The sequence below is a fragment of the Streptomyces sp. NPDC002580 genome (assembly GCF_042889485.1).
Classification (GTDB): Bacteria; Actinomycetota; Actinomycetes; order Streptomycetales; family Streptomycetaceae; genus Streptomyces.
In genome coordinates this window covers 16,878-39,802 of the sequence record NZ_JBIAQZ010000016.1, presented here as the reverse complement: position 1 = coordinate 39,802, position 22,925 = coordinate 16,878, and the positions used below count along the sequence as shown (strand labels likewise).

The 22,925-nt window shown below is 69.4% G+C and carries 19 protein-coding genes and 2 pseudogenes; 8 read left to right on the top strand and 13 right to left on the bottom strand.

The window, feature by feature from the left end:
- The first annotated feature begins 77 nt into the window (after positions 1-77).
- Positions 78-395, top strand: coding sequence for a hypothetical protein (locus tag ACFYW7_RS35285; protein WP_389510078.1), 318 nt, complete (start codon positions 78-80; stop codon positions 393-395).
- A gap of 373 nt (positions 396-768) precedes the next feature.
- Here ACFYW7_RS35285 and ACFYW7_RS35280 read toward each other — a convergent pair whose 3' ends face one another.
- Both ACFYW7_RS35280 and ACFYW7_RS35275 read right to left on the bottom strand, forming a co-directional pair.
- The gene (locus tag ACFYW7_RS35280; RefSeq protein WP_389510076.1) at positions 769-1,668 is read right to left on the bottom strand and encodes a hypothetical protein; all 900 of its coding nucleotides are present in this window, start codon (positions 1,666-1,668) and stop codon (positions 769-771) included.
- Complete coding sequence (locus ACFYW7_RS35275; protein WP_389510073.1) at positions 1,665-2,312, bottom strand: RNA polymerase sigma factor; 648 nt, start codon at positions 2,310-2,312, stop codon at positions 1,665-1,667. The genes ACFYW7_RS35280 and ACFYW7_RS35275 overlap by 4 nt, the downstream gene beginning before the upstream one ends.
- 744 nt (positions 2,313-3,056) lie before the next feature.
- On the opposite strand from ACFYW7_RS35275, the gene ACFYW7_RS35270 reads away from it, so the two are divergent.
- Entirely contained in the window at positions 3,057-4,091 is a 1,035-nt protein-coding gene (locus ACFYW7_RS35270; RefSeq protein WP_389510071.1) for an NlpC/P60 family protein, read from the top strand.
- Between the two features lie 550 nt (positions 4,092-4,641).
- On the opposite strand, the gene ACFYW7_RS35265 is transcribed toward ACFYW7_RS35270, so the two are convergent.
- The gene (locus tag ACFYW7_RS35265) at positions 4,642-5,706 is read right to left on the bottom strand and encodes a peptidoglycan-binding protein (protein ID WP_389510069.1); all 1,065 of its coding nucleotides are present in this window, start codon (positions 5,704-5,706) and stop codon (positions 4,642-4,644) included.
- Positions 5,707-6,046: 340 nt separating this feature from the next.
- Positions 6,047-10,135 carry a BTAD domain-containing putative transcriptional regulator gene (locus ACFYW7_RS35260; RefSeq protein ID WP_389510067.1) on the bottom strand — a complete coding sequence of 1,363 codons (4,089 nt, stop codon included), beginning with the start codon at positions 10,133-10,135 and terminating at the stop codon, positions 6,047-6,049.
- A gap of 578 nt (positions 10,136-10,713) precedes the next feature.
- On the opposite strand from ACFYW7_RS35260, the gene ACFYW7_RS35255 reads away from it, so the two are divergent.
- Both ACFYW7_RS35255 and ACFYW7_RS35250 read left to right on the top strand, forming a co-directional pair.
- Positions 10,714-11,139, top strand: coding sequence for a hypothetical protein (locus ACFYW7_RS35255; RefSeq protein WP_389510065.1), 426 nt, complete (start codon positions 10,714-10,716; stop codon positions 11,137-11,139).
- Positions 11,140-11,203: 64 nt separating this feature from the next.
- Positions 11,204-12,112 carry a hypothetical protein gene (locus tag ACFYW7_RS35250; protein ID WP_389510063.1) on the top strand — a complete coding sequence of 303 codons (909 nt, stop codon included), beginning with the start codon at positions 11,204-11,206 and terminating at the stop codon, positions 12,110-12,112.
- A 45-nt stretch (positions 12,113-12,157) separates the two neighbouring features.
- On the opposite strand, the gene ACFYW7_RS35245 is transcribed toward ACFYW7_RS35250, so the two are convergent.
- From ACFYW7_RS35245 to ACFYW7_RS35235, 3 genes are all read right to left on the bottom strand, one after another.
- Positions 12,158-12,487 carry a dihydrofolate reductase family protein gene (locus ACFYW7_RS35245; RefSeq protein WP_389510061.1) on the bottom strand — a complete coding sequence of 110 codons (330 nt, stop codon included), beginning with the start codon at positions 12,485-12,487 and terminating at the stop codon, positions 12,158-12,160.
- Positions 12,488-12,559: 72 nt separating this feature from the next.
- Positions 12,560-13,156 carry an NADPH-dependent F420 reductase gene (locus ACFYW7_RS35240; RefSeq protein ID WP_389510059.1) on the bottom strand — a complete coding sequence of 199 codons (597 nt, stop codon included), beginning with the start codon at positions 13,154-13,156 and terminating at the stop codon, positions 12,560-12,562.
- Between the two features lie 41 nt (positions 13,157-13,197).
- On the bottom strand, positions 13,198-14,016 hold the full coding sequence (locus tag ACFYW7_RS35235; protein WP_389510057.1) for an inositol monophosphatase family protein: 819 nt from the start codon (positions 14,014-14,016) through the stop codon (positions 13,198-13,200).
- A gap of 139 nt (positions 14,017-14,155) precedes the next feature.
- Between ACFYW7_RS35235 and ACFYW7_RS35230 the strand changes: the two genes are divergently transcribed.
- Complete coding sequence (locus tag ACFYW7_RS35230) at positions 14,156-15,061, top strand: LysR family transcriptional regulator (protein ID WP_389510234.1); 906 nt, start codon at positions 14,156-14,158, stop codon at positions 15,059-15,061.
- A gap of 220 nt (positions 15,062-15,281) precedes the next feature.
- Here the strand turns inward: ACFYW7_RS35230 and ACFYW7_RS35225 are convergent, their stop codons facing one another.
- Entirely contained in the window at positions 15,282-15,941 is a 660-nt protein-coding gene (locus tag ACFYW7_RS35225) for a hypothetical protein (RefSeq protein ID WP_389510055.1), read from the bottom strand.
- A 439-nt stretch (positions 15,942-16,380) separates the two neighbouring features.
- Positions 16,381-16,815, bottom strand: coding sequence for a hypothetical protein (locus tag ACFYW7_RS35220; RefSeq protein WP_389510053.1), 435 nt, complete (start codon positions 16,813-16,815; stop codon positions 16,381-16,383).
- A gap of 734 nt (positions 16,816-17,549) precedes the next feature.
- Here ACFYW7_RS35220 and ACFYW7_RS35215 point away from each other — a divergent pair.
- Together ACFYW7_RS35215 and ACFYW7_RS35210 are read left to right on the top strand one after the other, a co-directional pair.
- Positions 17,550-17,921 (top strand): hypothetical protein, encoded by a 372-nt coding sequence (locus ACFYW7_RS35215; protein ID WP_389510051.1) that lies wholly within the window; start codon positions 17,550-17,552, stop codon positions 17,919-17,921.
- Between the two features lie 282 nt (positions 17,922-18,203).
- The gene (locus ACFYW7_RS35210; RefSeq protein ID WP_389510242.1) at positions 18,204-18,728 is read left to right on the top strand and encodes a hypothetical protein; all 525 of its coding nucleotides are present in this window, start codon (positions 18,204-18,206) and stop codon (positions 18,726-18,728) included.
- Here the strand turns inward: ACFYW7_RS35210 and ACFYW7_RS35205 are convergent.
- Positions 18,630-18,843, bottom strand: a pseudogene (locus ACFYW7_RS35205) (IS481 family transposase); the annotation flags it as partial. The gene ACFYW7_RS35210 and the pseudogene ACFYW7_RS35205 overlap by 99 nt on opposite strands.
- 215 nt (positions 18,844-19,058) lie before the next feature.
- Between ACFYW7_RS35205 and ACFYW7_RS35200 the strand changes: the two are divergent.
- Positions 19,059-19,469, top strand: coding sequence for a VOC family protein (locus tag ACFYW7_RS35200; protein ID WP_389510049.1), 411 nt, complete (start codon positions 19,059-19,061; stop codon positions 19,467-19,469).
- Between the two features lie 18 nt (positions 19,470-19,487).
- On the opposite strand, the pseudogene ACFYW7_RS35195 reads toward ACFYW7_RS35200, so the two are convergent.
- The 3 genes and pseudogenes from ACFYW7_RS35195 to ACFYW7_RS35185 form a co-directional block, all read right to left on the bottom strand.
- Positions 19,488-20,132 (bottom strand): annotated as a pseudogene (locus tag ACFYW7_RS35195) (hypothetical protein).
- Between the two features lie 126 nt (positions 20,133-20,258).
- Positions 20,259-21,980, bottom strand: a complete 1,722-nt coding sequence (locus ACFYW7_RS35190; RefSeq protein ID WP_389510047.1) for a SpoIIE family protein phosphatase — start codon at positions 21,978-21,980, stop codon at positions 20,259-20,261.
- Positions 21,981-22,583: 603 nt separating this feature from the next.
- A complete protein-coding gene (locus ACFYW7_RS35185; protein WP_389499795.1) occupies positions 22,584-22,853 on the bottom strand; it encodes a GlsB/YeaQ/YmgE family stress response membrane protein in 270 nt (89 codons plus the stop codon).
- Between the last annotated feature and the right edge of the window lie 72 nt (positions 22,854-22,925).

Genomic DNA, 22,925 nt, shown 5'->3' with positions numbered 1-22,925 from the left:
CGGCCGCTGACGCAACCGGAGGGGCCCTCGCGGAGATCTCGACAGGTGGTTCACAACCCATCGGTGAGGAGACAGAGATGACCCCCTGGAACAGTGCGACCCTCGGTTCCCGCGCCTTCGTCGACCCCTATGCCGTACAAGCCCCTGACGCCGCCGTGCCCGCTCAGGCGTGGTCCCGCGACGACGGCGACTTCCTTCTGGCGCCGTCCAACCCCGCCCACCGCCTCAGCCACACCCTCGACCCGCAGGACCAGCGGCGTCTGGTCCTGCAAGCGACCCTCACAGCCGCCGGCATTCTTCCGATGCCCGAGGACCGTGCCGTCATCGAGCAGATCAGCTCCCTCCCGGCGGACGTCAACGAAGTCCTGCAGCGCTGGCTGCACCACACCCTGTGACGGAGGGGACTGTGAGCTCGACCCCGTCGGGGATCTTGGAGTTTGTCGCGGTCAGCGGTCTAGTTTTCGCCAGGACTTCGGCCGAGGTATGTCGCGCTGGTCGAGGAGGTCGGGTAGGGGCCGTGCCAGCCCTGGCTGACCTGGCCCTGGGGACAGGTGAGGAACATATCGCCGTCGTACCGTCGGGGTTGCGCGCCCGCCCGATCTGCACCGGCACTCAACGATCTTCGCTCCAGGCCGGGGGCATACCGAGACCGGCAATCGTTTGCTTCCGGGAATACGTGTCGCTCTGGGGGTCCACCCTCAGCGCGGCGAGACTAATGGGTAGTCGTTCGACTTCGCCGGCCGGCAATAAGGTCGACGGAACGGACGATTACTGGTTATCGGTGAACTGCGGGTCCGTCTTCTGGTTGTAGATCTCTTTGCCGGAAGCGTTGTAGGCATGGACGTAGGGGCTGGGGCCCGAATAGTGCGGGCCGGGGTCGTCCGTGGAGAGAGCCGCCGCGTAGACGAATGCACCGCCTGCCATGATCGCCGGGTACTGCTTCGGATTGTCGCCGTAGCTGATGGCGATCTTGGCAATGTTGGATGCGTAGTGCCCAGCGCCCGACATGAGATATCGTCCCTTGCCGGCGGGCTCGCTAATGGAGTTGAAATACTCGATCGTATGACCGGTGCCCCACAGGCGATTGTTGATGAACGTGGGCGGGGAGTCCTGGCTGTTGCCCTTGTCGCCCTTTGACTCGCATTGCACGTACTGATCGGCGGAGTTGACGGCGATGACCACGCCGTCCCCGTCCCGCGAGGCGATGGGAGCGCGGGCCGCGACCACCGCGTGGTAGCTCGAGGCATCCGAGCCCAGGCAGGAGGTCAGGATCTTGGCGACGGTCCCTGAGTCGATCGGGGTCGTGGTCCCGCTGGTGATGGTGAATGCGCCGGGGGTGGAGCTCGTGCGAGTCGAGGAAGGCGCAGAGCCGGTTCCGGACGACGTGGAGCCGTGCGTTGGGCTCGGTGGCGGGGCGGCGCTCGTCGGGTTTCCGGCAGGGGCGGCGAGCAGCGGCTTGGCGTCCCCTATCCCGCTGAAGACGGCCACGGTCGCGACGCTCACCGCCGCGACGCCGGCGGCGACACCCAGCGGCACTGCCCACCTGCGTCGCAGCGAAGCACGGTTGTCCTCTGGACCGATCTTCATCAGCAGCTCCTCTCGGGTCCGCCGGTGGTTCGGCAGATCGCGATCGGAAGGAGCCGCGGGAATGCCCGGCATGTCGTTCATCGTGCGACCTCTTCCGTGGTGACGGGACTTTTCGAACTGAATGACGCGGGAACTGTGGATCTGCCGACCAGATCGGCCCCCAGTCTCCGCCGCGCCCGGTGCAGCCTGGACTTCACGGTTCCGAGCGCCACCTGCAGCGTTGCCGCAGCCGCCTGCTGATCCAGGCCCGACCACACGCAGAGTTCGACGACCTCGCGTTCGTGGCGCGGGAGCCGAGCCAACGCCCGGTGGATCTCCGACATTCGGCGCTCGTCGTCGACCCGTACGGCGACGCGGTCCGCGTGGTCGCCCACCGACTCGTCGTGCGAGACGAGCCGGCGCAGCAACGCCTCGGCCCGCCTCAGCCTCCGCCTGGTGTTCGACAGCAGGTGGTCGGCGATGCCCAGTAGCCACGGCAGGGCCGAATCGCGGTCCAGCACCGTCTCCGATCGCCGACGCCAGGCATGCAAGAACACGGTCGACGTGAGGTCTTCGGCCTCGGACCAGTCGGCCGTCCGCCGGAACAGGTGGTTGTAGACGGTCTTCCCGTGACGGTCGAAGATCCGACCGAACGCCTCCCGGTCGCCATCGACGGCCCTCGCCCACAGCTCCCGGTCGGATGTCCCTCCGACCGGCACGGCGGGACCAGCGTTGTTCAGTTCCATGCTCTATAGGTGTCCGGCAACCGGCGGAAGGTTCCCGCCGCATCAGCTCAGCTTCGATGGGCTTGGCCTCAACCGGCCAGAGCGGCGATGCCGGTGGGAGGCGGACGGCGCTGACCTTGCTGCCGGGGGAGTGGTCGCCCGGGCGGATCGTCGGACGCCTGCGTCCGTGTCACGTATCACGGGGGCGACCCGCGGACGCGGATCACTCACGAGACGACCTACCGGACGATCCACACCGCCTGTTGGAAGTCGGTCCCCCGTGAACGGCGCAAGCGCGTCGGACTGGCCGCCCGATCCGGAAGGGAAAGCGCCACAGGGTGAAAGACCCGTGGCGTTCACAGATCACCGACGTCCGACCGAATGAGGAGCTGCTCCGACGGTATCTGCCCGAAGGAAAAAACCTGTCGACGTCCAGCCCGGACGAACTTGACGTCATCGCGACGAATCTCAACAGCCGGTCGCGGGAGTGCCCGGGATGTCGCACGCCGGCCGAACGTTTCGCCTTGACCGGTCGAATCCAAATCAACACCATCCGTCTACCCGGCAACACTCTGAAAGGAGCCGTAACTTGTCTCTGCCACTCAACATCCTTCATTAAAGCGCCACTTGCTCTAGTGGAGACTGAGTCACTACAGTCGCCATCCGAACCTTTGCTCGGTTGTTCACTCGCTGGGGGTGGCAGTGAAGGATCACCGCCCGTCGGTGTAGTCGGCAGGCGGCCGAACGAAGAAGGAGCTCGCTTTCGTGGCGTCCCACCGTCGACCCAAGCAGCCGAGCCGCACCCGTGTGACCGTGCTCACCGCGGCCGCCGCTGCCGCCGTTGCGCTCAGCGCCAACGCGGCCAACGCCGCGCCGTCCGAGAAGCTCAGCAAGGACGAGGTCAAGTCCAAGGTCGACAAGCTCTACGACGAGGCCGAGCAGGCCACGGAGAAGCTCAACGGCGCCAAGGAGAAGCAGGAGAAGCTCCAGAAGGAGATCAGCTCCCTGCAGGACAACGTCGCCCGCGGCCAGGAGGAGCTCAACGAGCTCCGTGACGGCCTCGGTTCGATGGCCAGCGCGCAGTACCGCACGGGCGGCATCGACCCCTCCGTCGCGCTCTTCCTCTCCTCGGACCCCGACGACTTCCTGGACAAGGCCTCGGCCGTGGACCAGCTGACCGCCCAGCAGGCCGAGTCGCTCAAGAAGGTCCAGGAGAAGCAGCGGGCGCTCGCCCAGCAGCGCTCCGAGGCCTCCGAGAAGCTCACGGACCTCGCCGACACCCGGACCAAGCTCGCGAGCAAGAAGAAGGAAGTCCAGACCAAGCTGGGCACGGCGCAGAAGCTCCTGAACTCGCTGACGGCGCAGGAGAAGGCGGCGCTAGCCACCGAGGACCAGCAGCGGGCCACTCGAGCCGGCGAGCGCGTCGACCTCGACGACGCCCCGGCCGCCTCCGGCCGCGCCGCCGCTGCGTTCGCCGCGGCGCAGAGCGTGATCGGGGCACCGTACGCGTACGCGCACTCCGGCCCCAGCTCCTTCGACTGCTCGGGCCTCACCTCCTGGGCGTACGCCCAAGCCGACGTGACCATACCGCGCACCTCGCAGGCCCAGGCCAACGCGGGCACCCGCATCTACTCGCAGAGCGATCTGCAGGTCGGCGACCTGGTCATCTTCTACGGCGACCAGCACCACGTCGGCTTCTACGCGGGCGGCGGCCGGGTGCTGCACGCCCCGCGCACCGGCACGTTCGTCCGCTACGAGGCGATCGGCAACATGCCCTTCCAGTTCGGCGTCCGGATCTGATCCGTGCCTCGGGCCGGGACTGCGGTGCGGTCCTGATGCCGGCCGCTCCGGTCATGGCCCACTGCTGGGGCACCGAACTCGGCGTGGTCGGGGGCGGTTTCGTGCTGGCGGGGGACTGTGAGACGTTCGGCTCTGGCCGGTAGTCGGTGGTGACGCCGAGTAGCCGCTCTTGATCATGATCTCGTGGTGGATATCAACTCCTTTATAGGGACGGGGTTTTCGGTGCTGGTCGTCGAGGGCGTGGCGGACGGCGGCGACGCGGTGGTGGTCCGGGCTCCCGCGCCCGCGGGGGTAGTTCGTCCCACCGGAAGCCGCGGCGGCTGCACACGGCGTCGTCCCTGCGCCCGCCGGGGTAGGTACATGTGGCCCCCGCGCGACGCGGCGCCCGCATGATCGCCTCGGCTGTGGTTCTGCGGCATGGCCTCGTGCAAGATCCCCTCCAGGACCACCGCGACACCGGCCTCGATTCTCTGAAGCACCGGACGTCCTCGCGGCCGATCCGACGCCGGTCGTGGGCGGAGTTGCCGTGCTTCCCCGCCCACGAGGGCGCTTATCGTCCGGCCTGCAGGGCTGCCCAGGTCTGCGGGCCGACGTCACCGTCGACGCCGAGGCCGCGGGTGGTCTGGTAGTCGCGCACGGCTTGTTCGGTGTTCGGGCCGAAGTCCCCGTCGATGCCCACGGTGCGGCCGAGTGCCGCGGTCAGTGCTCGCTGCAGTCGGCTGACGTCCGCGCCGGTCGACCCGTTCTGCAGCGCCGGTGTCGAGCCGTACGACAGCAGGGCCGTCCAGGTCCTGGGGCCGATGTCACCGTCGGCCGTGAGGCCCCGGGCGGACTGGAAGGACATCGTCGCCGTTGCGGTGTCGGGCCCGAAGTCGCCGTCGGGTTCTCCCGGATTGTGTCCGGCGGAGATCAGCCGGCATTGCGCCGCCTTGACCGGACTGCCGTTGGATCCCTGCTGGATGAGGGGGTACGCAGTGAAGTCGAGGTTGACGCCGCCGCAGGTGGGCGGTGGTGTGCCGCCGCAGTTGTTGCTGGTGACGTTCCGCCAGGTCCTGCCGTCGGCCTGGCCGTACTCGACGCCGTTGAACCAGGGGCGGATCCGTTCGGAGGTGGAGTTGCCCCAGGTGGCGGATCCGTTGTTGTCGGCGTCGTAGGCGAGCTCGAAGTGCAGGTGCGGGTGGTTGTTCGAGGTCGGCCCCGTCCTGCCGACCCGGCCGATCAGCTGGCCGCGCTGCACCGTCTGGCCGACGCTGACATCACGGCTCTGCAGGTGCAGGTATGTCGTGAAGTAGCGCTGCCCGTGGTTGATCTGGATCACGTTGCCGGCGTTGGAGTGGTAGAAGGACTGCCGGACCGTACCGGAGGCCGGAGCCAGCACCGGTGCTCCTTCGGTGCCGGCCTGGTCGGGCTCGCGGACCATGTCGAGCGCGGGTGCGTGTGACCAGCTGTCGAGTCGCCACTGCTGGCCGCAGGTGAAGGGCAGTTGGAAGGCGATGGGCGGGGCCGCCGCGGCGGCCGGCGCCGCGGCCTGCCAGGGCAGGACGACGAGGGCGGCGACAGCCACGAGCAGTCTGCCGAGCAGCGCTGGGCTGAGCGTGCGGATGAGGGATATCAACGTGCCTCCTTCTTTGGTGCCGAGTTCATGCGTGTCCGGGGCGGGGTGTGCGGGCGGCGATGGGACGGCAGGTGCCCTTCCGCTGTGGCTGGACGCTGCGGGACGGCCGCGTTCGGCCGCGGTGTGCCGCCCGCGTGGCGGTCACGATGAGGGCCGGAGTGGCGGCAGCCATGTACGGCCCTCATCGTGAGCACGCCGGCGGGGGGAGCGACCGGTGCGCTGAGCGTGCCCCGCGTCGGTATAGCCCGGGTATTTCCGAACGTCACCCGGCCGCCCTGGGCGGTGGTGCCGGCCACGGACCGCTTGCGGGGGAGCACGCCGCGCCGGCGGCGTGCCCGGGTCAGGGCTGCGGGCAGAGCGCGCCGGTGTCCTGGCCGGGGAGGTGGCGGTCGAGTTGCGCCGCGGTGGGCGGTAGGGCGGTGGCTCGGCAGATGCGCCGGATGGCTTCGGTCGCGGTCAGCGGCCAGTGGATGATGCGCTGGTCGGCACCCGCGGACAGCAGGGTTCCGTCCGGGGTGAACGCCAAGCCCTGCACGTCTGCCGAGTGGCCGGTGAGGGTGGCGATGCGCCGGCGGGTTCGTACATCCCAGACGACGATGGTGTGATCCTCACCTGCCGAGGCGAGGAGGCGTCCGTCCCTGCTGAAGGCGAGCGTGCCGACCGCTGCGGTGTGGCCGGTCAGGGTGCCCCTGCTTTTCCATGTCCGGGTCGACCACAGGCGCACCGTGTGGTCCGAGCCGGCGGTGGCGATCAGATCGCCCGCCGGAGTGGTCGCGATGTCCTGCGTGGACCCCTGCGTGGCCGGGAAGGCCTTCACCAGTCGGTCGTCGGCGGTGCTCCACACGGCGATGCCGCCGGCCGGTGTGCTCGCGACGAGGAGGCCGCCCCGAGCGGGGTAGGCCATGGCGGTCGAGGTGCGCGGGCCGGCCGGCGCCGGCAGTGGACGGGGGTGTGCCGGGTCGTCGACCCTCCAGCGGAACGTTCCTCCCAGGGACATCACGGTGACCGTGCTGCCGTCCGGGCTGAAGGCGACGTCCGTGCCGGTGCCTATACCGGTGAAGGCGATGGTGGTGTGGCGCCGCCCGGTCGACGGGTTCCACAGAGTCAGGGTGTGGTCGCGCGTCACGGCCGCCAGCACCGTGGCGTCCGGGTTGAACGCGACGGCCTTGACATGGTCGGAGTGTCCGCCCAGCAGCCGTTCGGCAGCACCGGAGGCATTCCAGATCCGTACGGACCTGTCGTCGCCGGCGGAGGCGACGAGCCGGCCGTCGGGGCTGACGTCCACGTCGTTCACGGCGCCGCCGTGACCGCTGAAGGGAAGGGCCGTCCGGCGCACCACGATGGTGCGTCCCAGGCCGCCCGAGACCACCGTGCTCGCGTCCGGTGCCAGGTCCAGAGCCATGGTCTCCGAGCGGTAGCGGTCGGCGTGGCGGGCGATCTGCTCGCGGCGCCGGTAGTCCCAGATCGAGATCATGCCCTCCTCGTCGGCGATCGCGATCCGATCACCGACCGGCGCGGAGATCATCCAGGGGAAGGCCGTCTGCACCGGGAGGTCGGCGAACTGGCGGGCCGAGCGGCCGGTCAGCCGCCAGAACCTGATGCCGTGTTCTTCGGAGGCCGTGGCCAGGACGTCGGATGTGGAGCCGAACCGGGCCACCTGGGCGCCTTCGGTGTTCAACTCGAAGCGACGGCGACCGGTTTCGACGTCCCAGACGGCCACCGTCCCATCGGTACGGGTGACGGCGAGCGAGCGCTGATCGCCGGCCAGGCTGAGTGCCGCGGGCATACCGGTGGGCAGGAACACGGCCTTGCCACCGCCCAGCGTGGCCACCCGTGTGCCCTCGCCGGTGCCGTAGGCCACGACCGTGCCGTCGGCGCTGAAGGCCAGACCGTTGCTGAGGTCGCCGGACACGACCTGCTTGAACAGCACCTTCCTCGACCGGACCTCCCGCACGACGACCGAGCCTGAGGTCGGCTGCTTCGGATTGTTCGACCGGGCCAGGGACGCCAGCCGGGTACCGTCGGCGTTGAAGGCCACCCTCAGTGCGAAGAACCCCTGGGGGAGCGGCTTGACGACATGCTCGGTGAAGGAGGCCAGCCTCCTGTGTCGTTCCGGATCCCACAGCTCCACGGTGCCGTCGCTGGTGGCCGCGGCCACCAACGAGCCGTGAGGGGACAGGGCCAGGCCGAACGACGCGGGCCCGTTCGTGTTGAGTACGACGCTGGGCTGCGCGGACGCCGACGTACTGATCACCGCGCCCAGGGTGTCGGCGTCGGGATGCAGCCGATAGGCGGCCAGGGCGAGCGACCGGGCGACGTCCGGGTCGGTGGCGACCAGCGAGCGCGACGTGAGCGCCGCCTGATGGGCCAGGACGGTCAGGTGCTCGCGCTGTGCCACCTGCCGCTGCTGCCAGGCGGCACCGCCCCCGGCCACGGTCGCCGCCAGCAGCACCGCCAGCACTATCGCCAGGACCCTCAGCCGACGGACCCGGCGCCGCGCCGCAGCGAGTTCGGACTCGGCCAGCTCCTCGCTGGCGTCGAGGAACTCACGCTCCAGAAGGTTCAACTCCGAGCGGTGCGGGCGCGCCTCGGCCAGCCCCGAGCCCCGATAGAGCCCTCCGGCGTCCCGCCCCGACTGCTGCCAGACTCGGGCCGCGGCGGTGAGCCGCTGCCGTACGACCAGACGCCGGCGGTCCTCGCTCAGCCAGGCCCGCAGCCTGGGCCACGCCACGATGAGCGCCTCATGGGCGATCTCCACCCGATCCTCGTCCACGACCACCAGGCGCGCCGCCACCAGCTCGTCGACCACATCCGCGACCGCCGCGGCCGGGCCCATCCCGTCGAGTTCGGTTTGCGGGACCCGTCGCCGACTGTCCCGCACCCCGTCCTCGTCCAGGCTGATCAACCGCTGCATGAGCCGGCGCACCAGATCCTGCTCGGCGGGTTCGAGCTCGGCATAGACGTGCTCGGCGGTCTGGGCGATCGCACCGTGCATCCCGCCCCCTGCCTGGTACGCCGCGAGGGTCAGGGTGCGGCCGGCCCGCTTGCGCCAGGTCTCCCGCAGCGCGTGGGACACCAACGGGAGCGCGGCGGCAGCGCCGGAGGCCTCCGCCACCACGGTCGCCAGCAGATCGGCGTCGACCGAGCAGCCCTCGAGATCCGCCGGCCGGACGATCAGCTCTCGCAGTTCCGCGGCCGACGGCGGACCGACCAGCAGCTGCGCCTCGCTCATCAGCGCCGGCGCCAGCTCGCTCAGCCCGGTCATCTGGACGAAGAAGTCCGCACGGACACTGAGCACGACCCTCGTTCCGGCATGGGACGCCGCTAACAGCCCGGCGACGAATTCCTCCCGTACCGTGGGATCGGAACACACGGTGAACAATTCCTCGAACTGATCGACCACCAGCAGCACCTGACCGGCGGGCCGGTCGTGCTCGGCGAGCGCGGCCGCCAGCTGTTTCACCGGCTGGTCGGTCGGCGTCATCATGACCGGCTCCCACCGAGCGGTCGTGTCCCGCCGGATCCGGCCCAGTAGGCCCGCCGCCAGCAGCGAGGTCTTCCCCGATCCCGACGCGCCGAACACGACGACCACCGGGAAGCGTTCCACGCGCTCCCACAGCAGCCCGCACAGCCGGTCACGGCCGAAGAACCGGTCGTGATCCGAGGAGGTGAACGCCGGCAGGCCCCGGTAGGGGTTGGCCCCGACCGGCACCAGTGCCGCGACGGGGACCTGAGAGGGCATGAGGCCCTCATCGCCGCGGAGCATCGCCTGGTGCAGACGCTGCAGACCCGGGCCGGGCTCGACGCCCAGTTCGGCCCCGTACAGCGCATGGGTCCGCCGGTAGAGCTCGAACGCCTCGGCCTGCCTGCCCGAGCGATACAGGGCCGTCATGAGCTGGCCGCGGAGCGACTCCCGAAAGGGATGCCGGGGCAGCAGCTCCGTCAGCTCCACGACCACCTCGGCATGCCTGCCGAGGGCCAGACCGCAATCGGCCCACCGCTCATGCACGGCAAGACGCAGCTCCTCCAGCCGGGCAGCCCGGGTCGCGACGGCTTCGGTATCCAGGAACTCCGCGAACGCCGGACCGTTCCAGCACCGCAGCGCCTCACCGTGCAACTCCTGCGCGCCCGCTGTCTCACCCTGTCGCAGGGCCTCCTCCGCCTGGAGCGCCAGCCGTTCGAACCGCGTGGCGTCCAGCGCATCCTCCGCCACCACGCGATAGCCGTCGCCCTGCCGTTCGATGCGCTCCGGGCCCAGGGCCTTGCGCAGCAGATGGACGTACAGCTGCAGGTTCTTACGCGCCGAGCGCGGCGGTCGCTCGCCCCACAGTGCGGTCATCAGGAACTCCGAAGGCACCGGCCGGTCGGGCCTGCTCAGCAGGACCGCGAGCAGCAGACGCACCTTGGGCGATCCGATGTCGACCGGCAAGCCCCCGCGACGGACCGTCAGGTCCCCCAGAATCCCCAACTCCACTCGGCCGCCCCCCAAGGCTGCACGGATCAACGCAGGCGGCCCGAAGGTACACCAGCCCTCCGACGCAGACACCCGTGCCGGCCCGCCCGACCCACGCATGACGCCGCACTGACGTGGATCAGCAAACTGCCGCCTGGTGCGGCCTCCCGGGCCGGCACCCCCGGCCGCATGCCCCAAAGATCCACGATGCGCAGCCGGCCGAAGCAACGCCCGATCACCTGCCGCACATATCCCCATCAGGACTTATACGGGTCCTATACCGCGTCTCACAACGATCGCTTCCCATACCGGGCCCACCGTCTCCTGGCCCTCCGGTCAAGGAAGGAACGGGTGCGCCCCTCCAGAACGACTCCGACCAGTCCAACAGGCACCCCCGCCGTGGAGATGACGTCGGAGTCGCAGAGAACGCGAAGGGACACAGCGTGAAGCTCGGGTTCCGCTCCAGAAGCGGTCAGAACACCCATCAGCAGATCACTGGGAAGGCAGGACAGCACATGCGTACAAAGTTCGCGGCAGTCGCAGGAGTGGCCGCCATGACCGCCACGCTCGGACTGGTCGGCGCGTCCCCCTCGGCCGCCGGCCCCAACTGCGCCTCCGGCTACCACTGCGTCTTCTACACCGACATCAACTCCGCACGGCAGTCCTTCTTCAACTCCGATCCGGACTTCTCCAACGACACCTTCGACGAGTACAACGTGAGCGGGGTCGGTCGCAACTACACGGTCGACAACAACGTCTACTCGGCCAGCAATTCAAGCACCGGGAACTACGAGAGCCACTACTGGGACAACACCAACAAAACGGGCTTCCTGTTCTGCCTCAACCCCGGTCACTACGTCGACTCCGCCTCCACCGTCGACCAGGCGGGCAGGCAGAACGGCGATCCGCTGCCCGCTGACCTCCGGAACCGGGCCAGCCGGCTGACGCTCCCGGGCCGAACGTCGACCGACTGCTTCTGACCTCTGTGAACGGCGGGCCCGGCGCAAACCGGGCCCGCACGTTCCGGACCTCGACAGGATTCCCATGGCACTGAGCTTCCACGGCACTCGCCGGCACATCGCCGCCTGCGTCCTGACCGTCACGGTGGGCGCAACGATCTGGGCGCTCGCCGACGCGAGGGCCCAGAACCCCGAACCCCGACCCCATCGTCCGCCGTCCCCGGCCGTGCTGGCCGAACAGGGCTTGCGTCCGCCGATCTACGCCCAGCTCTACGCCTGGACCCAGAGCGGCGAACAGATCGCGACCGCCCAGCAGCAGGTCCTCGTCGCCTGCATGGCCGAGCGCGGATTCACCCTCAAGCCCGCTCCCGTGGCGAAGGCGGGTGACGCGGCGGTGTCCCGCCCGACTCCGTTCGGTCTCGAGACCCTCGAAGAAATCGGGGCGGACAGCCAGACGCAGGCGCCACCGGAGCAGCCGCAAGGAGAGGCCTTCAACCGCGCCCTCTACGGCAAACCCGGAAACGAGATCTCCGTCAAGGGCAAGCTGCTCAAGGTGACCATGCCGGCGGGAGGCTGCCAGGCCGAGGCGGAGAAGCACATGCTGGGCGACGGCCGGGTGCGGTGGACGGAACTGCGGATGCAGCTCGACGAAGGGGAGCAGACAGCGTTCAAGTGGCTCAAGCACGACTCCCTCTTCCGCAAGGCGAACGAGGACTGGCGGCAGTGCATGCTCACCAACCGCGTCCAGGCCAAAGACCCCCTCGACCTGATCAGAGCCTTGCCGCCCGACGCGGACATCCGCACCCACCCCGCGACCAAGGCGGACGTCCACTGCAAGCAGGACACCGGATACCTGCGCACCGCCTACGCCAGACTCGCCGTGATGCAGCAGCGCTGGCTCGACGATCACCCCGACGTGCTCAAGGACCGCACCGCGCTGCGGGACAGGCAGCTGAGAATCGCCCGCCAGGTCCTCCAGGGGCAGATTGGCTGAGCACCCGGCGCACCCGATCTGCCCCGGCCGGGCTGCACCGGGTGCTCACGGCTGGGTGTGGTGACGGAGGTGGACCACGCCGCTGGTGAGCCGGCGTTCGTCCAGGAGCTCGAAGCGGAGCCGGGCCTCGTCGGGGAGGAAGGGCTTGCCGCCGCCCAGCACGGTGGGGCCGACGAACAGGTGGTACTCGTCCACCAGCCCTGCGGCGATCGCGTGGGCGGCGAGGGCGGCCCCGCCGACGGTGAGGTCACCTTCGGAAGACGCCTTCAGCCGCCGAACCGCCTCGGGGGCGAAGTCGCGTTCGATCCGGTTCCGGGTGGGGGAGGGTGGGCAGACCTCATCGAGGCCGCCGCCGCGTACATGGTCCGGATCCACGGCTGGCGGAACCTGCAAGACCATCCAGCCCCGCGCCGTCTCCGGCTACCTCCAGCCAGCGCGGCTCGACAGTCAGCGGGCGATTGAGATCGCGAAGGGTGTGAATCCGGCGGACCGGATCACGTGCGGTACGAACAGGATCGCGGCCTCTGTGGCGCGGGCGGTCTGGATCCCGCCGAGGTCGGTGATCCATTCCTTTTGCCAGCCGAGGTCGGTGAGCAGTTCGCGGACGGTCTGCTTGGCCTGCACGTCCTCGCCGGAGAGGAACGCAGTCGGAGTCTGGGGGAGCGTGGCCGGCGAGGTCATCACCGGGAAGAGCATGGTGTTGAGTGTCTTGACGACGCGGGTTTCGGGGAGCGCTTCCTGGAGTTGTTCGGCGAGGCTCGAGCCGGGGTAGATCAGATCGGCGGGCAGTCCGTCCGGTCCGTCGGTGGTGGCGTTGGAGACGTCGACGAGGATCTTGTCCCGGAGTTCTTCGCGCAGAGCGGCGAGCCGGTCCAACGAGCCGGCACCCGGGGTGGCGTTGATGACGATCCGGGCAGTCCGGGCGGCGTCGGCGGTGACGCCCGGCGTGCGGTCCGCCACGGTCACTTCGTGTCCTGCCCGGGCGAGGGCTGCGGCCAGGTTGCCGCCGACGCGGCCGTTTCCGAGAACTGCGATCGTGGTCATGAGGTTCTGGTCCTTTCGTGGGTGCCGGTTGTGGTGCGCGGTCAGCGCGAGAGCGTGGATGCGGCCTCGGCGTGGACGCCGGGCGCGGCAGCCAGGAAGCTCTGGCTCTGGGGGGTCCAGGGGCGACCTTCGGCGTCGGAGATCCGTCCGCCGGCCTCGGTGACGAGCAGCACGCCGGGCAGCAGGTCCGCGCGGGCTCCGGCGAACTGCCAGAAGGCGTCGATGCGGCCGGCGGCCACGTTCAGCAGGTGCAGGGTCGCGGGCACGGCGACGCGGACGACGAGCGCGTCGAAGAGCATCGCGGTGATCGAGGAGCCGACGCGTCGCACGACTTCTTCGTCCTCGTCCGGCCGGGCCTGGCTGGTGGCCACGATGCTCAGGCCGAGGTCCGCGGTCCGGGAGACGTGCAGCGGCCGACCGTCGAGGAGGGCGCCCGCGCCGGTCAGCGCGGTGTAGGTCTCGCCGGTCAACGGCAGGTGCACCACGGTGAGCACCGGCTGGTTCTCACGCACGAGGGTGGCGGTCACCGCCCACTCCGGCAGGGCGTGCAGGTGGTTGACGTTGCCCTCGGCCGGATCCACGATCCACCACTCGCCGGGCGGCAGCGCCCCGCCGTCCAGTTCGTCCTCCACCCAGCCGGCCTCCGGGCGCAGCCGCGTGAGGCGGGGGCGCAGGATGTCGAGGGCCGTGTCGTCGTTGACGGCGAGCACGCGCATCAGCTCTTCGCGGCTCTGGTAGCGGACCACCTCGCCGAAGCGCTCGCGCAGCGCCGAACCCGCCTCACGCACGGCGATCACGGTCTGGGCGAGCAGATCGGCGTCGGAGGCGGCGACGTCAGTGGTCTGAAGCGTTTCGGACATGGTGGTGTTCCCGTCTGAGGAAGGGTGCTGAGGCCGATCGAGGGCTGAACTGCGCGTTGTTTCCTGCGCTTTCGCGTCAACGCTATGCACCCTCACGATTAACTTCAAATGCATGTCAGGCACGTCTAGGATTACTCACATGCAATTGGATTTGAATCTGCTCGCCGCGCTCGACGCGCTGCTGGAGGAGGGCAGCGTGACCGGGGCGGCGGCGCGCCTGCATGTCACCGCCCCCGCGATGAGCCGGAGTCTGGGCCGGATCAGGCGCACGACCGGGGATCAGATCCTGGTGCGCACCGGCCGCACGATGACCCCGACGCCGTATGCGATCGCCGTCCGGGAACAGGTGCATGAGCTGCTGCACCAGGTCCAAGGGGTGCTGGCACCGAGCCGTGAAATCGATCTGGCAACGTTGGAGCGCACATTCACACTCCGCTGGCACGATTCCCTGGTCGCCTTGAGCGGCCCCGCGCTGCTCGCGGCCGTGCGCGGGCAGGCGCCGGGCGTGCGATTGCGCTTTGTCGCGGAATCGAGCATCGACACACCCGAGTTGCGGCGCGGCGAGGTCGACCTGGAGGCGAACGCCAACCGCCCGAGCGCACCGGACATCAGTGCCGAGAACGTGGGCGAGACCCGCCTCGTCATCGTCGCAAGGCAGGGGCACCCCCTCACCCGCGTCAGGACCGTCACCGCACAGCGGTACGCCGCCGCTGAGCACGTCACCGTCTCGCGACGTGGAAACCTCAGCAATGCCATCGACGACGCCCTCGCGCGGCTCGGCCTCACCCGCCGCGTGGTGGCGACCGCGCCCACGGAAGCGGCCGCGCTGGAGTTCGCGCGCGGCTCCGATCTCCTGATCAGCGTCCCCGAGGCCACCACGAGGTCAGCGGTCGCCGACCTCGGCCTGGTCGTGCTCCCCCTCCCGCTCGAACTGCCGTCGGCACCGATATACCTGTCGTGGCATCAGCGCTACGACACCGACCACGCCCACGCCTGGCTGCGCGGGCTGGCGCGAACCGCGCTGGCCATGTGCGGAGCTTCGTAGTCGGCGCCGTCCGGCCGCTTCACCGGTACGTCCACGGTCCACGCGACCACCACGTCGATCTGCTTGAACGTCAGCAGCGGCTTGTCCCTGCGGGTGCTGGCCGTGGAGGCGGCCAGACCGACGCCTGCGGCTCACGATCGCGGATCGCCGGTGGGCAAATCAATCTCACCGGGATTTCCTGTACCTCGACCACAAGCCCGTGTGAGACCCCTCGTCACGTTCAGGCATCCGCCACCACGTAGCCGAGCAAGCGGGCACGGTCGGCTACCGCCTCGAAGCCCGTCACCGGATTGAGCACCCTGACCGTCCGACGGTCCAGCGGGGCACCCGCCAGCATCGCGGCAACAGCCTGCCGGTCCACCGGCCGCTCGTAGTAGTCCTCAGCGTCACTGCAGACGGTCTCGGCACTGCCGTCGGTCAGCGCCCTGAAAAGCCAACCGGCCCCATCCGACTCCCCTGGCGCGAACACCACCGGACCGCATCGCCACGTAGCCGCATCCGCCTCGCGCCACACGCACACCGTCGCGTCAAAGAACCCCTCGAACTGCAGCTCCGGATCGTCCGGATAGTGCGCCAGCGCAGCAGGCAGACCCTCCAGCAGCCCAGGCCAGTGCGCCCTGGGCCACTCACGCCACGGCGTGGCATCGCATTCATGGTCGAAACCGTAGAGAAAGACCCCGGCCGGATCGAAGACGACCCCGTACAGATCACCGGAGCCGTTCTCCATCGTGGCCAAGTCCACGCCCGCACGCCAGCCCGGGAAGTAGTCGTGCCTCGGAGCGGAACCGCCGAGCACAACGTCGAGCAGCGCCAGCGCCCGACAACGGGCACGTAGGACATCGGGATCGGCCAGCACGGACACCAGCTCGTGAACATTCATGGCGGCCATTGAACAGGCCGCCGCTGACAGCCGGCCGAGCAGCCTGCACCTCGGGGCAGGAGCGCGCCCATCGCGTCAGCGAGGAGGGAAGGCCGGCCGCGGCCGCCGTGGCCGGCCCGACGACCACGTATGGTGACCGCTGCCCCGGCCTCATCCGAACAGCAGCACCACAGGCTGGTCAAGCTCTTACCCGCAGCATGAACCCCTGTGTCCACACTCCGGGGGTCACCTCACCCTAGCGCCGCACCCCGCCCGAAGGACACGCACCACCACAACCGACCTGACCAGGCACTACCAGCTGACCAGGCACTACCAGCACCTGCGGCGCACGGTTTGGCGCCGTCGGTGCCGCGAGTGGCCTGAGCGGCCGGGTCCGGCCCGTGACCAGCCGCAGGCGGCGGCGCAGCCGTGCGGCCGGACGTCCGCCTGGAGTGCCGCGTCAGGCAGCGTTCGTCCTGTTGAGGCACCACGCGAACACAGCCGCGCCGACGGGTATCGCGACAAGGTAGCCGATGAAAATACCGGCTTCTGAGCCGGTCAGCGTCGGGAAGGCCCAGTTCGCTGCTGCAGCCACGAGCAGTGTCACCGCTGCCAGCGCAAGGACAGCGGCAACGACGGCGAGCCGTCGGGGCGGCCCCGCGCGGTACAGCACCACCGCAGACCAGATTGCAGGCCAGGTCACCAGCATGCCCACAGGCAACGTGGCGAGACCAGTGCCGGACAGCCAGCCGAACGACCACGCCAACAGGGCGGCAACCCCCAGGAGGGCGAGACCGGCGAGCTCCAGCAGGACGGTCTCCACCACCAAGTCCCACACCAGGTCCCATGGACGTCGCCGGATCGAGCCGTTCCCGCTGTCCTTCTCATCCGCCACGTCGGCACAGTACCCACCGGCGGGGCGAATGTTGCCTGATGCGGCACTGCTCGATCGCGATGGACCGCAGCCGGCCTGCCAGCCCAGTGCTGGAGCGGCGGTGCCGCTCGGCGGTCCGGCGCGACAGCGTGACACCAGGGGACGGGCTGGGACCTGCGTCTGCCGGCCGGCGGTCCCGCTGATCTGTCTCAGCGAAGATGCACCGCTCTCACCGCAGTTCGACGACCGACCTGTTCGTCTCGTCGAAGTTTCACCAGGAGAGACCGCCCGTGCTCCATCTCTCTGAAGGTCGGAGGTCGGAGGTCGCGGTGGGCGGTTTTGCGGGTGCCTGGGCGGCAGCGGGAATCCGGCTCCCGTAGCCTCGCGGCTTGTGAGATCGATACGTACGGGGTGGGACCGCGCGTGGCGCAGGCAGGTCAGGGGGAGGGTGGCCCCATCGCAGAGGGCGGCCTTGGACCGGCTCCGGGATCTGTGTGCGGCAGGAGAGTTCGAGGAAGCCGAGGCAGGGGCGAGGGCTCGGCTCCTGAATGAGATGCCGCACGATCCCGAACGGCGAAGGACCGCACGCATGGCAGCACCAGTCGTCCGCGTAGCCTTTGCAACTCGCCGCCCGAAGTTCGGTGAGACTGGTCAATCTTCAGTGAGACGGGACACCCGCGGCAGCGAAGACTGATCCGGTGCCACCGAGGTTCGACTGCAAGCGAGGACTGATGAGCCGCCGTATATCCCGGGGTGTGCTGGTCGTCGGCTCGATTGGCGTCTTGATCAACAGCGTGGACGCGATCGGGGCGGGGCGCCTGGAGCCGCACGATGTCTTCCCTGCGGTAGTCGCGCTCAACGCGGGTGGTGACCTGCTCGAAGAGCGGCGGCCCAGGGCTGCGAAGGCTTTGTCTGCCGTGATGTCGGTGCTGCTGGTGGTTGCCGGGTCTGTCGCGGGTGGCCGGGCCTGGACCTCACTGTTCAGGGGCGCGTCCTGCGCCTGGCTCGACCTCGGACTCGGGGTTCTGGTCGTGCTTTACGTCGCCGTCGGTGCGGGTCAGTTGCTCACACGTCCGTCCCGCGGACCATCGAGATCTCGCATGAATGCCGACATGCTCGGCGAGTAGCACCGGCATTGGTCGCACTTCGATGGCAACAGAGCAGTCTTCGATGTCACGGGAGTGCTGTCCCCTCTCACCTAAGGCTGAGCGGTTCTCGCCGAAGGTCGACGGGCGGGCCCTCGTCTCGCGAGAGACCGGACGCCGAGGTCGTCGGGCCGGGTACCGTCACCGAGGCACTCCCCTCCGGTGGCGATCCGGCTCCGCCGGCGTGCGAGTTGCGACAGGCGGATGGAAACAGGGCTGTCGCGGTGACCATCGTGGAGGTACGCGCTGAACGGCGGTGAGCTTATGAAGGCTGAGCTGGACAGGTACGACTGGGCCGCGCTCCGATGCGCGTGCGAACACGGTGCGGCTCATTTGGCTGGTGACTTCCTGCTGCTGGCAGCCGCGAAGGGGCGAGGAGAGGCGCAGGCTCTCGGCCTCGAGAACCACCTCATGATCCAGTCGTTTCCGCAGGAGCCCGCCGTCCCTGCTGCGTCGGTGCTGATGGCAGCCCTTGCACAAGAGCTGTCCGTCGGTGCGAGGACCGAAATCCTTGATCTGCTGCTGAGACTCGTCGACAACGACGACGAAGACGTCTCGGAAGCGTGCCGGCAGACTGCCCGGCAGGGGCTATGGCTGTTCTACGCCGAGATCGCAGCCGCACGAGGGCCCGACACCGTTGCCTACGCCTGTGACATTTTGAAGCTCATCGAGCCCGATCGCACCCGCCTGTCGGAGCCGGGCCGGGCGGTAGCGGGTCAGGATGCGGTGCACGGTCGAGGACAGCAGGTGCAGCAGGTGGGCGAGGCGGGCCGGTTCTCACCGGCGTAGGGCGCGGGCCTTGATGATCCGTCGTTCGCTGCGGGTCGGTCCGGCGCGGGCTTCTGCCAGGCCGGGAGGAGCGGTCGGCCGTGCCTGCTCCGGCGAGCCGTCGGGAGCGGTCAGAGCGCGGCCGAGGGCCGGTGTTGCCCTCGCCTGCGGTGATCACTAAGGTCGGTGGCGTGACTGCCGGGTCGGCCTTGGGCCATGCACGAGTGGGTTTCCCGGCCTCGGCGTGAGCCCGAGGCGGGCCAGAGGCCCGCCCCCTTCTCCGCGTCCTTGCTCCCGGCGCCTGCGTATGGCGCCTTTCAAACGGATCCCAAGACCGGAGACACACCACTGATGTCCTACAACCAGCCGCACCCGCATGCCGGCGTCCAGCTGAACCATACGGCTGTCTACGCGAGCGATCGCCACCTGTCCGCCGAGTTCATCGCCGCGATCCTGGGATTGGAGGTCGGCGCACCGTTTGGGCCGTTCCTGCCAGTTGACCTCGGCAACGGCGTGACGCTCGACTACTGCGAGAAGAGGGACGAGCCGATCCAGTCGCAGCACTACGCCTTCCTCGTGTCTGACGAGCAGTTCGACGCCGTGATCGCCCGTCTGAACGCGGTCGGGGTCACCCACTACGCGGACCCCGGCCACACCGATCCCGGCCGGGTAAACGATCTGTTCGGTGGTCGCGGCGCCTATTTCGACGACCCGGACGGTCACAATATGGAGGTCATGACCCGGCCTTACGCCCGCCCGTAGAGCATGACAGGGCTGTGATCAAGGGGCGCCTCGGGTGAGGCCTTCGATCCAGATCACCGAGGCGCGCAATCGGAGGCCGGCGAGGTAGCTGTCCGGGGTCTTGTCGTATCTGGCGGCGATGCCTCGCCAGGCCTCGAGCTTGTTGATCAGGCGCTCGACGGTGTTCCTCTCCTTGGAGAGGTCGGCGTCACGGCCGGCGGGCTCATGGACTTGGATTTTCGTCGGTGCGGGGGCGGGTTGTGGGCTGTCGGTCGTTTGCCTGGCGGTCAGGAGGGAGGCCGGTGGGTGGCGATTGTGGTCAGGGGCGAGGTGAACCGTTCTGGCCTTGCCTTCTTCGGCGGCAGTGTTCTCCAGGGCGGTGAGCGCGTCCTTGCCCATGTGCATCCCAGCGGCGTGACGCGTTCCCGCTATGGCTGCGTACCGCATTCACCACAGTCGGCGCACCGTGCTCGCAGGAAAACCACCCGTCAGTCGCGTCCCCAACCTCACAGGGCCATGCACGGGGGAGTCGCCACCGCTGCTGCGCGTGGGTCGTGAACCGCCGGATCGGGTCCGCGGACTGCTGGTGCAGGCGCTCGGGGCAGGGGCCGTACTCTGGCCGGTCGGCAGGTACGGCCGGTGAACTCCCGCTTGTTGTCGGCCGGTTGCGCTGGTGTCGGGCAGAGGGGTCTGCGGGGTCGGGCTCCGGTGCGAGGGGCGGTTCCGCAGATTGGTCACGACTCGATGCACGGCCCAGCCCCCTATCGCGGCCCCTGCCGCGTGGCGCCCGCGATGAGGGGTCGGGAGCGGTCACGCGCGGGGCACCGGGGTCCGCAGGGCAAGGAGGGCGACATCGTCGTCGTTTTCGGCCGGTCGGACCCGACGCAGCAACTGGTCGGTGAAGGAGGCCAGGGGGCGGTGGGCCAGTGCTGCGGCGTGCCGGCGCAGCCGCTGCAGGCCCTCGTCGATGGTGTGGCCGAGCTCTTCGATGAGACCGTCGGTGTAGAGCACGAGGGTGGATCCGGGTGGCAGCAGGGTGGTCGCGTCGGGACGGGGGGCCGCTTTGACGCCCAGGAGGAGGCCGTGACCGTCGGTGAGGTATTCGGCCAGGCCATCGTGGCTGATCAACAGTGGCGGCGGATGACCGGCATTGCTCCAGGACAGTTTCCACCGGCCGTGGTCCGCCTCCTCGAGGCGGGCCAGGATCATGGTGGCCATGGTGACGTCGGTGATGTGCCGGATCGCCTCGTCGAGGCGTTCGACGATCCGGCTGGGGGGCTTGGTCTGCGACCAGGCGTAGGCACGCAGCATGTTGCGGACCTGCGCCATGCCCGCCGCGGCCTCCAGATCGTGTCCGACCACGTCACCGATGGCCAGGGCGGTGGCGCCGTCGGACAGGGGGAAGGCGTCGTACCAGTCGCCGCCCACCTGCGAGGCGTCGGGAGCGGGCAGATAGCGAACGGTCATCTCCAGTCCCGGCACACGCGGCATCTGGGGCAGCAGATGGTTCTGCATGGTCTCGGCGACCTTGCGCTGGCGCTGGTAGAGACGGGCGTTGTCCAGAGCCAGGCCCGCACGGCGGGTGATGTCCTCGATCAGGTGCAGATCCGCCGGGGTGAAGTCCCCCGGATGCCCGGCGCGGCCCAGGGTGAGGGCCCCAAGGACCTCGCGGGCGCTGTGGATGGGGGCGATGGCTGCCGAGCGGATGCCGGTGGCGTCGAACAGCCTGCGCTGCTCCACCGCGATACCGGAGTCCGGCTCCCGCCGGTAGGTCTGGGGGCCGGCCAGGGTGGAAGCGGCTCCGCGCAGCGCCCGCGACAGCGGCATCGGCGACTCCTCCGGGATCGGCGGCATCGGGCCCTGGAGTTCCTCGTGGTACACCAGGCTGTCGCCCTCGGCGTGGACGACGGCCTTGCGCCACACCTCGTCGCGCTCGGTGATCAGGTCGATGACGGCCCAGTCCGCCAGTCGTGGCACCACCAGCGCCACCAGTCGGCGCAGCGCCTCCTCGGCGTCCAAGGTGGAGGTCAGCCGCGTGGTGGTCTCCGCCAGCAGCGCGAGCCGCTCCAGCTCCGGCAGCGGCCCGGCCGCCGCCTCCGGCCGCGCATCCGCTTCCGGCCCTCGGGTGGCGCCGTGGAAGACCACCAGCGCGCCGCTCGCCTCGTCACCGGTGTCGTAGGGAGTGATCGTCCAGGAGACCTGCAGGACGGAGCCGTCCCCGCGGACGAAGTGGTCCTTCTCGGCCCAGGCGATGCGGCCGGCGTGGAAAGCCCGCCGCATGTGGCACCGGGTTTTCGGCAGGGGCTGACCGTGGACGTCCCTGTGCAGCAGGTCGTGCGCGTCATGGCCGAGCAGATCGCCGGCTGTCCGGGCCAGCAGGTCTTCGGCGCGGGCGTTGACCGCGATGATGCGCCCCCGCTCGTCGACGACGTACGCTCCGGCTCCGATGGCCTTCAGCACCTCCGTGAGCGTGGCAGCACGCGCATCCGGGGCGGTTCTCCCATCGGCCTCCGTGTGCTCCGGCACCGCCATCTCCTCTCTCCCTGCCGACCGGCCGTCCTGCCGGCGGCCGGCGGGTCCACGACCCGCCCTTTCTGAGGTGCCCCGGCCCCGCCGGATCCAGCCCTGCGCTGCCACTCTGCTCTCCCACGCGGGGATGAAACCGGGGATGCCCCTGTGCGGCAGGGGTTCCGCGAGGATGTTGAGCAGGACCGCGTACGGGCAGACCGGAGCGGGCGACGGCCCTTTTGCCCATGACGCGGGGGCGAGACGCGTTGCCGTCCCCCCGGATCTGTTCCAGGGCGGCCCGTGCCGCGGATGGGCCGGTCCGGCACAGGCTGAGGAACACGAGCTGTCACCCCGTACCGTCCGGGCCGACCACCGCCGACCGTTTGGGCACGATACAACCGCAGATGAGAACCCGATGCTGGGCCGAGCTTCACGTTTGCGCCGCCGGCCCTCTTCGGTACCCGCACCCCGCGCGCGCCGACCGGTGCGCGCCTCGAGCATCTGATGCCTACGTATCCGCAGCTCGCCGGGGCGTCCTACACGCTTCGGGCGGGGCGGAAAAGGCGGCGGCTCCGTCCTCCGGTGAGGGGAGGGCGGAGCCGTTTCGCCGAAGGTGCGGGAGTGGGGTCAGGCGTGGCGGCGGTTTCCGGTGAGGACCCGGTACAGGGCGAGGAGGATGAGCGAGCCGACGATGGCGGCGATCCAGGTGGACAGGTCGAAGAAGCCGTCGATGGAGTCGACGCCGAAGATGACCTTGCCGAGCCAGCCGCCGAGGAGGCCTCCGGCGATGCCGATGAGCATCGTGATGATGATGCCGCCCGGGTCCCTGCCGGGCATGAGGGCCTTGGCGATGATGCCCGCGAGCAGACCGATGAGTATCCAGGCGATGATGCCCATGACGTGTCTCCTACCTGGTCATATAAAGGCTGTGTCAGAACACCGTGTGTTCCGCTCAGGCGATTTCAAACC

Coding starts and splice junctions, on each gene's coding strand:
- ACFYW7_RS35285 (WP_389510078.1), top strand. CDS start 78: ATGACCCCCTGGAACAGTGCGACCCTCGGTTCCCGCGCCTTCGTCGAC.
- ACFYW7_RS35280 (WP_389510076.1), bottom strand. CDS start 1,668: ATGAACGACATGCCGGGCATTCCCGCGGCTCCTTCCGATCGCGATCTG.
- ACFYW7_RS35275 (WP_389510073.1), bottom strand. CDS start 2,312: ATGGAACTGAACAACGCTGGTCCCGCCGTGCCGGTCGGAGGGACATCC.
- ACFYW7_RS35255 (WP_389510065.1), top strand. CDS start 10,714: ATGACCGCCACGCTCGGACTGGTCGGCGCGTCCCCCTCGGCCGCCGGC.
- ACFYW7_RS35250 (WP_389510063.1), top strand. CDS start 11,204: ATGGCACTGAGCTTCCACGGCACTCGCCGGCACATCGCCGCCTGCGTC.
- ACFYW7_RS35240 (WP_389510059.1), bottom strand. CDS start 13,156: ATGACCACGATCGCAGTTCTCGGAAACGGCCGCGTCGGCGGCAACCTG.
- ACFYW7_RS35235 (WP_389510057.1), bottom strand. CDS start 14,016: ATGTCCGAAACGCTTCAGACCACTGACGTCGCCGCCTCCGACGCCGAT.
- ACFYW7_RS35230 (WP_389510234.1), top strand. CDS start 14,156: ATGCAATTGGATTTGAATCTGCTCGCCGCGCTCGACGCGCTGCTGGAG.
- ACFYW7_RS35225 (WP_389510055.1), bottom strand. CDS start 15,941: ATGAATGTTCACGAGCTGGTGTCCGTGCTGGCCGATCCCGATGTCCTA.
- ACFYW7_RS35210 (WP_389510242.1), top strand. CDS start 18,204: ATGAAGGCTGAGCTGGACAGGTACGACTGGGCCGCGCTCCGATGCGCG.
- ACFYW7_RS35200 (WP_389510049.1), top strand. CDS start 19,059: ATGTCCTACAACCAGCCGCACCCGCATGCCGGCGTCCAGCTGAACCAT.
- ACFYW7_RS35190 (WP_389510047.1), bottom strand. CDS start 21,980: ATGGCGGTGCCGGAGCACACGGAGGCCGATGGGAGAACCGCCCCGGAT.
- ACFYW7_RS35185 (WP_389499795.1), bottom strand. CDS start 22,853: ATGGGCATCATCGCCTGGATACTCATCGGTCTGCTCGCGGGCATCATC.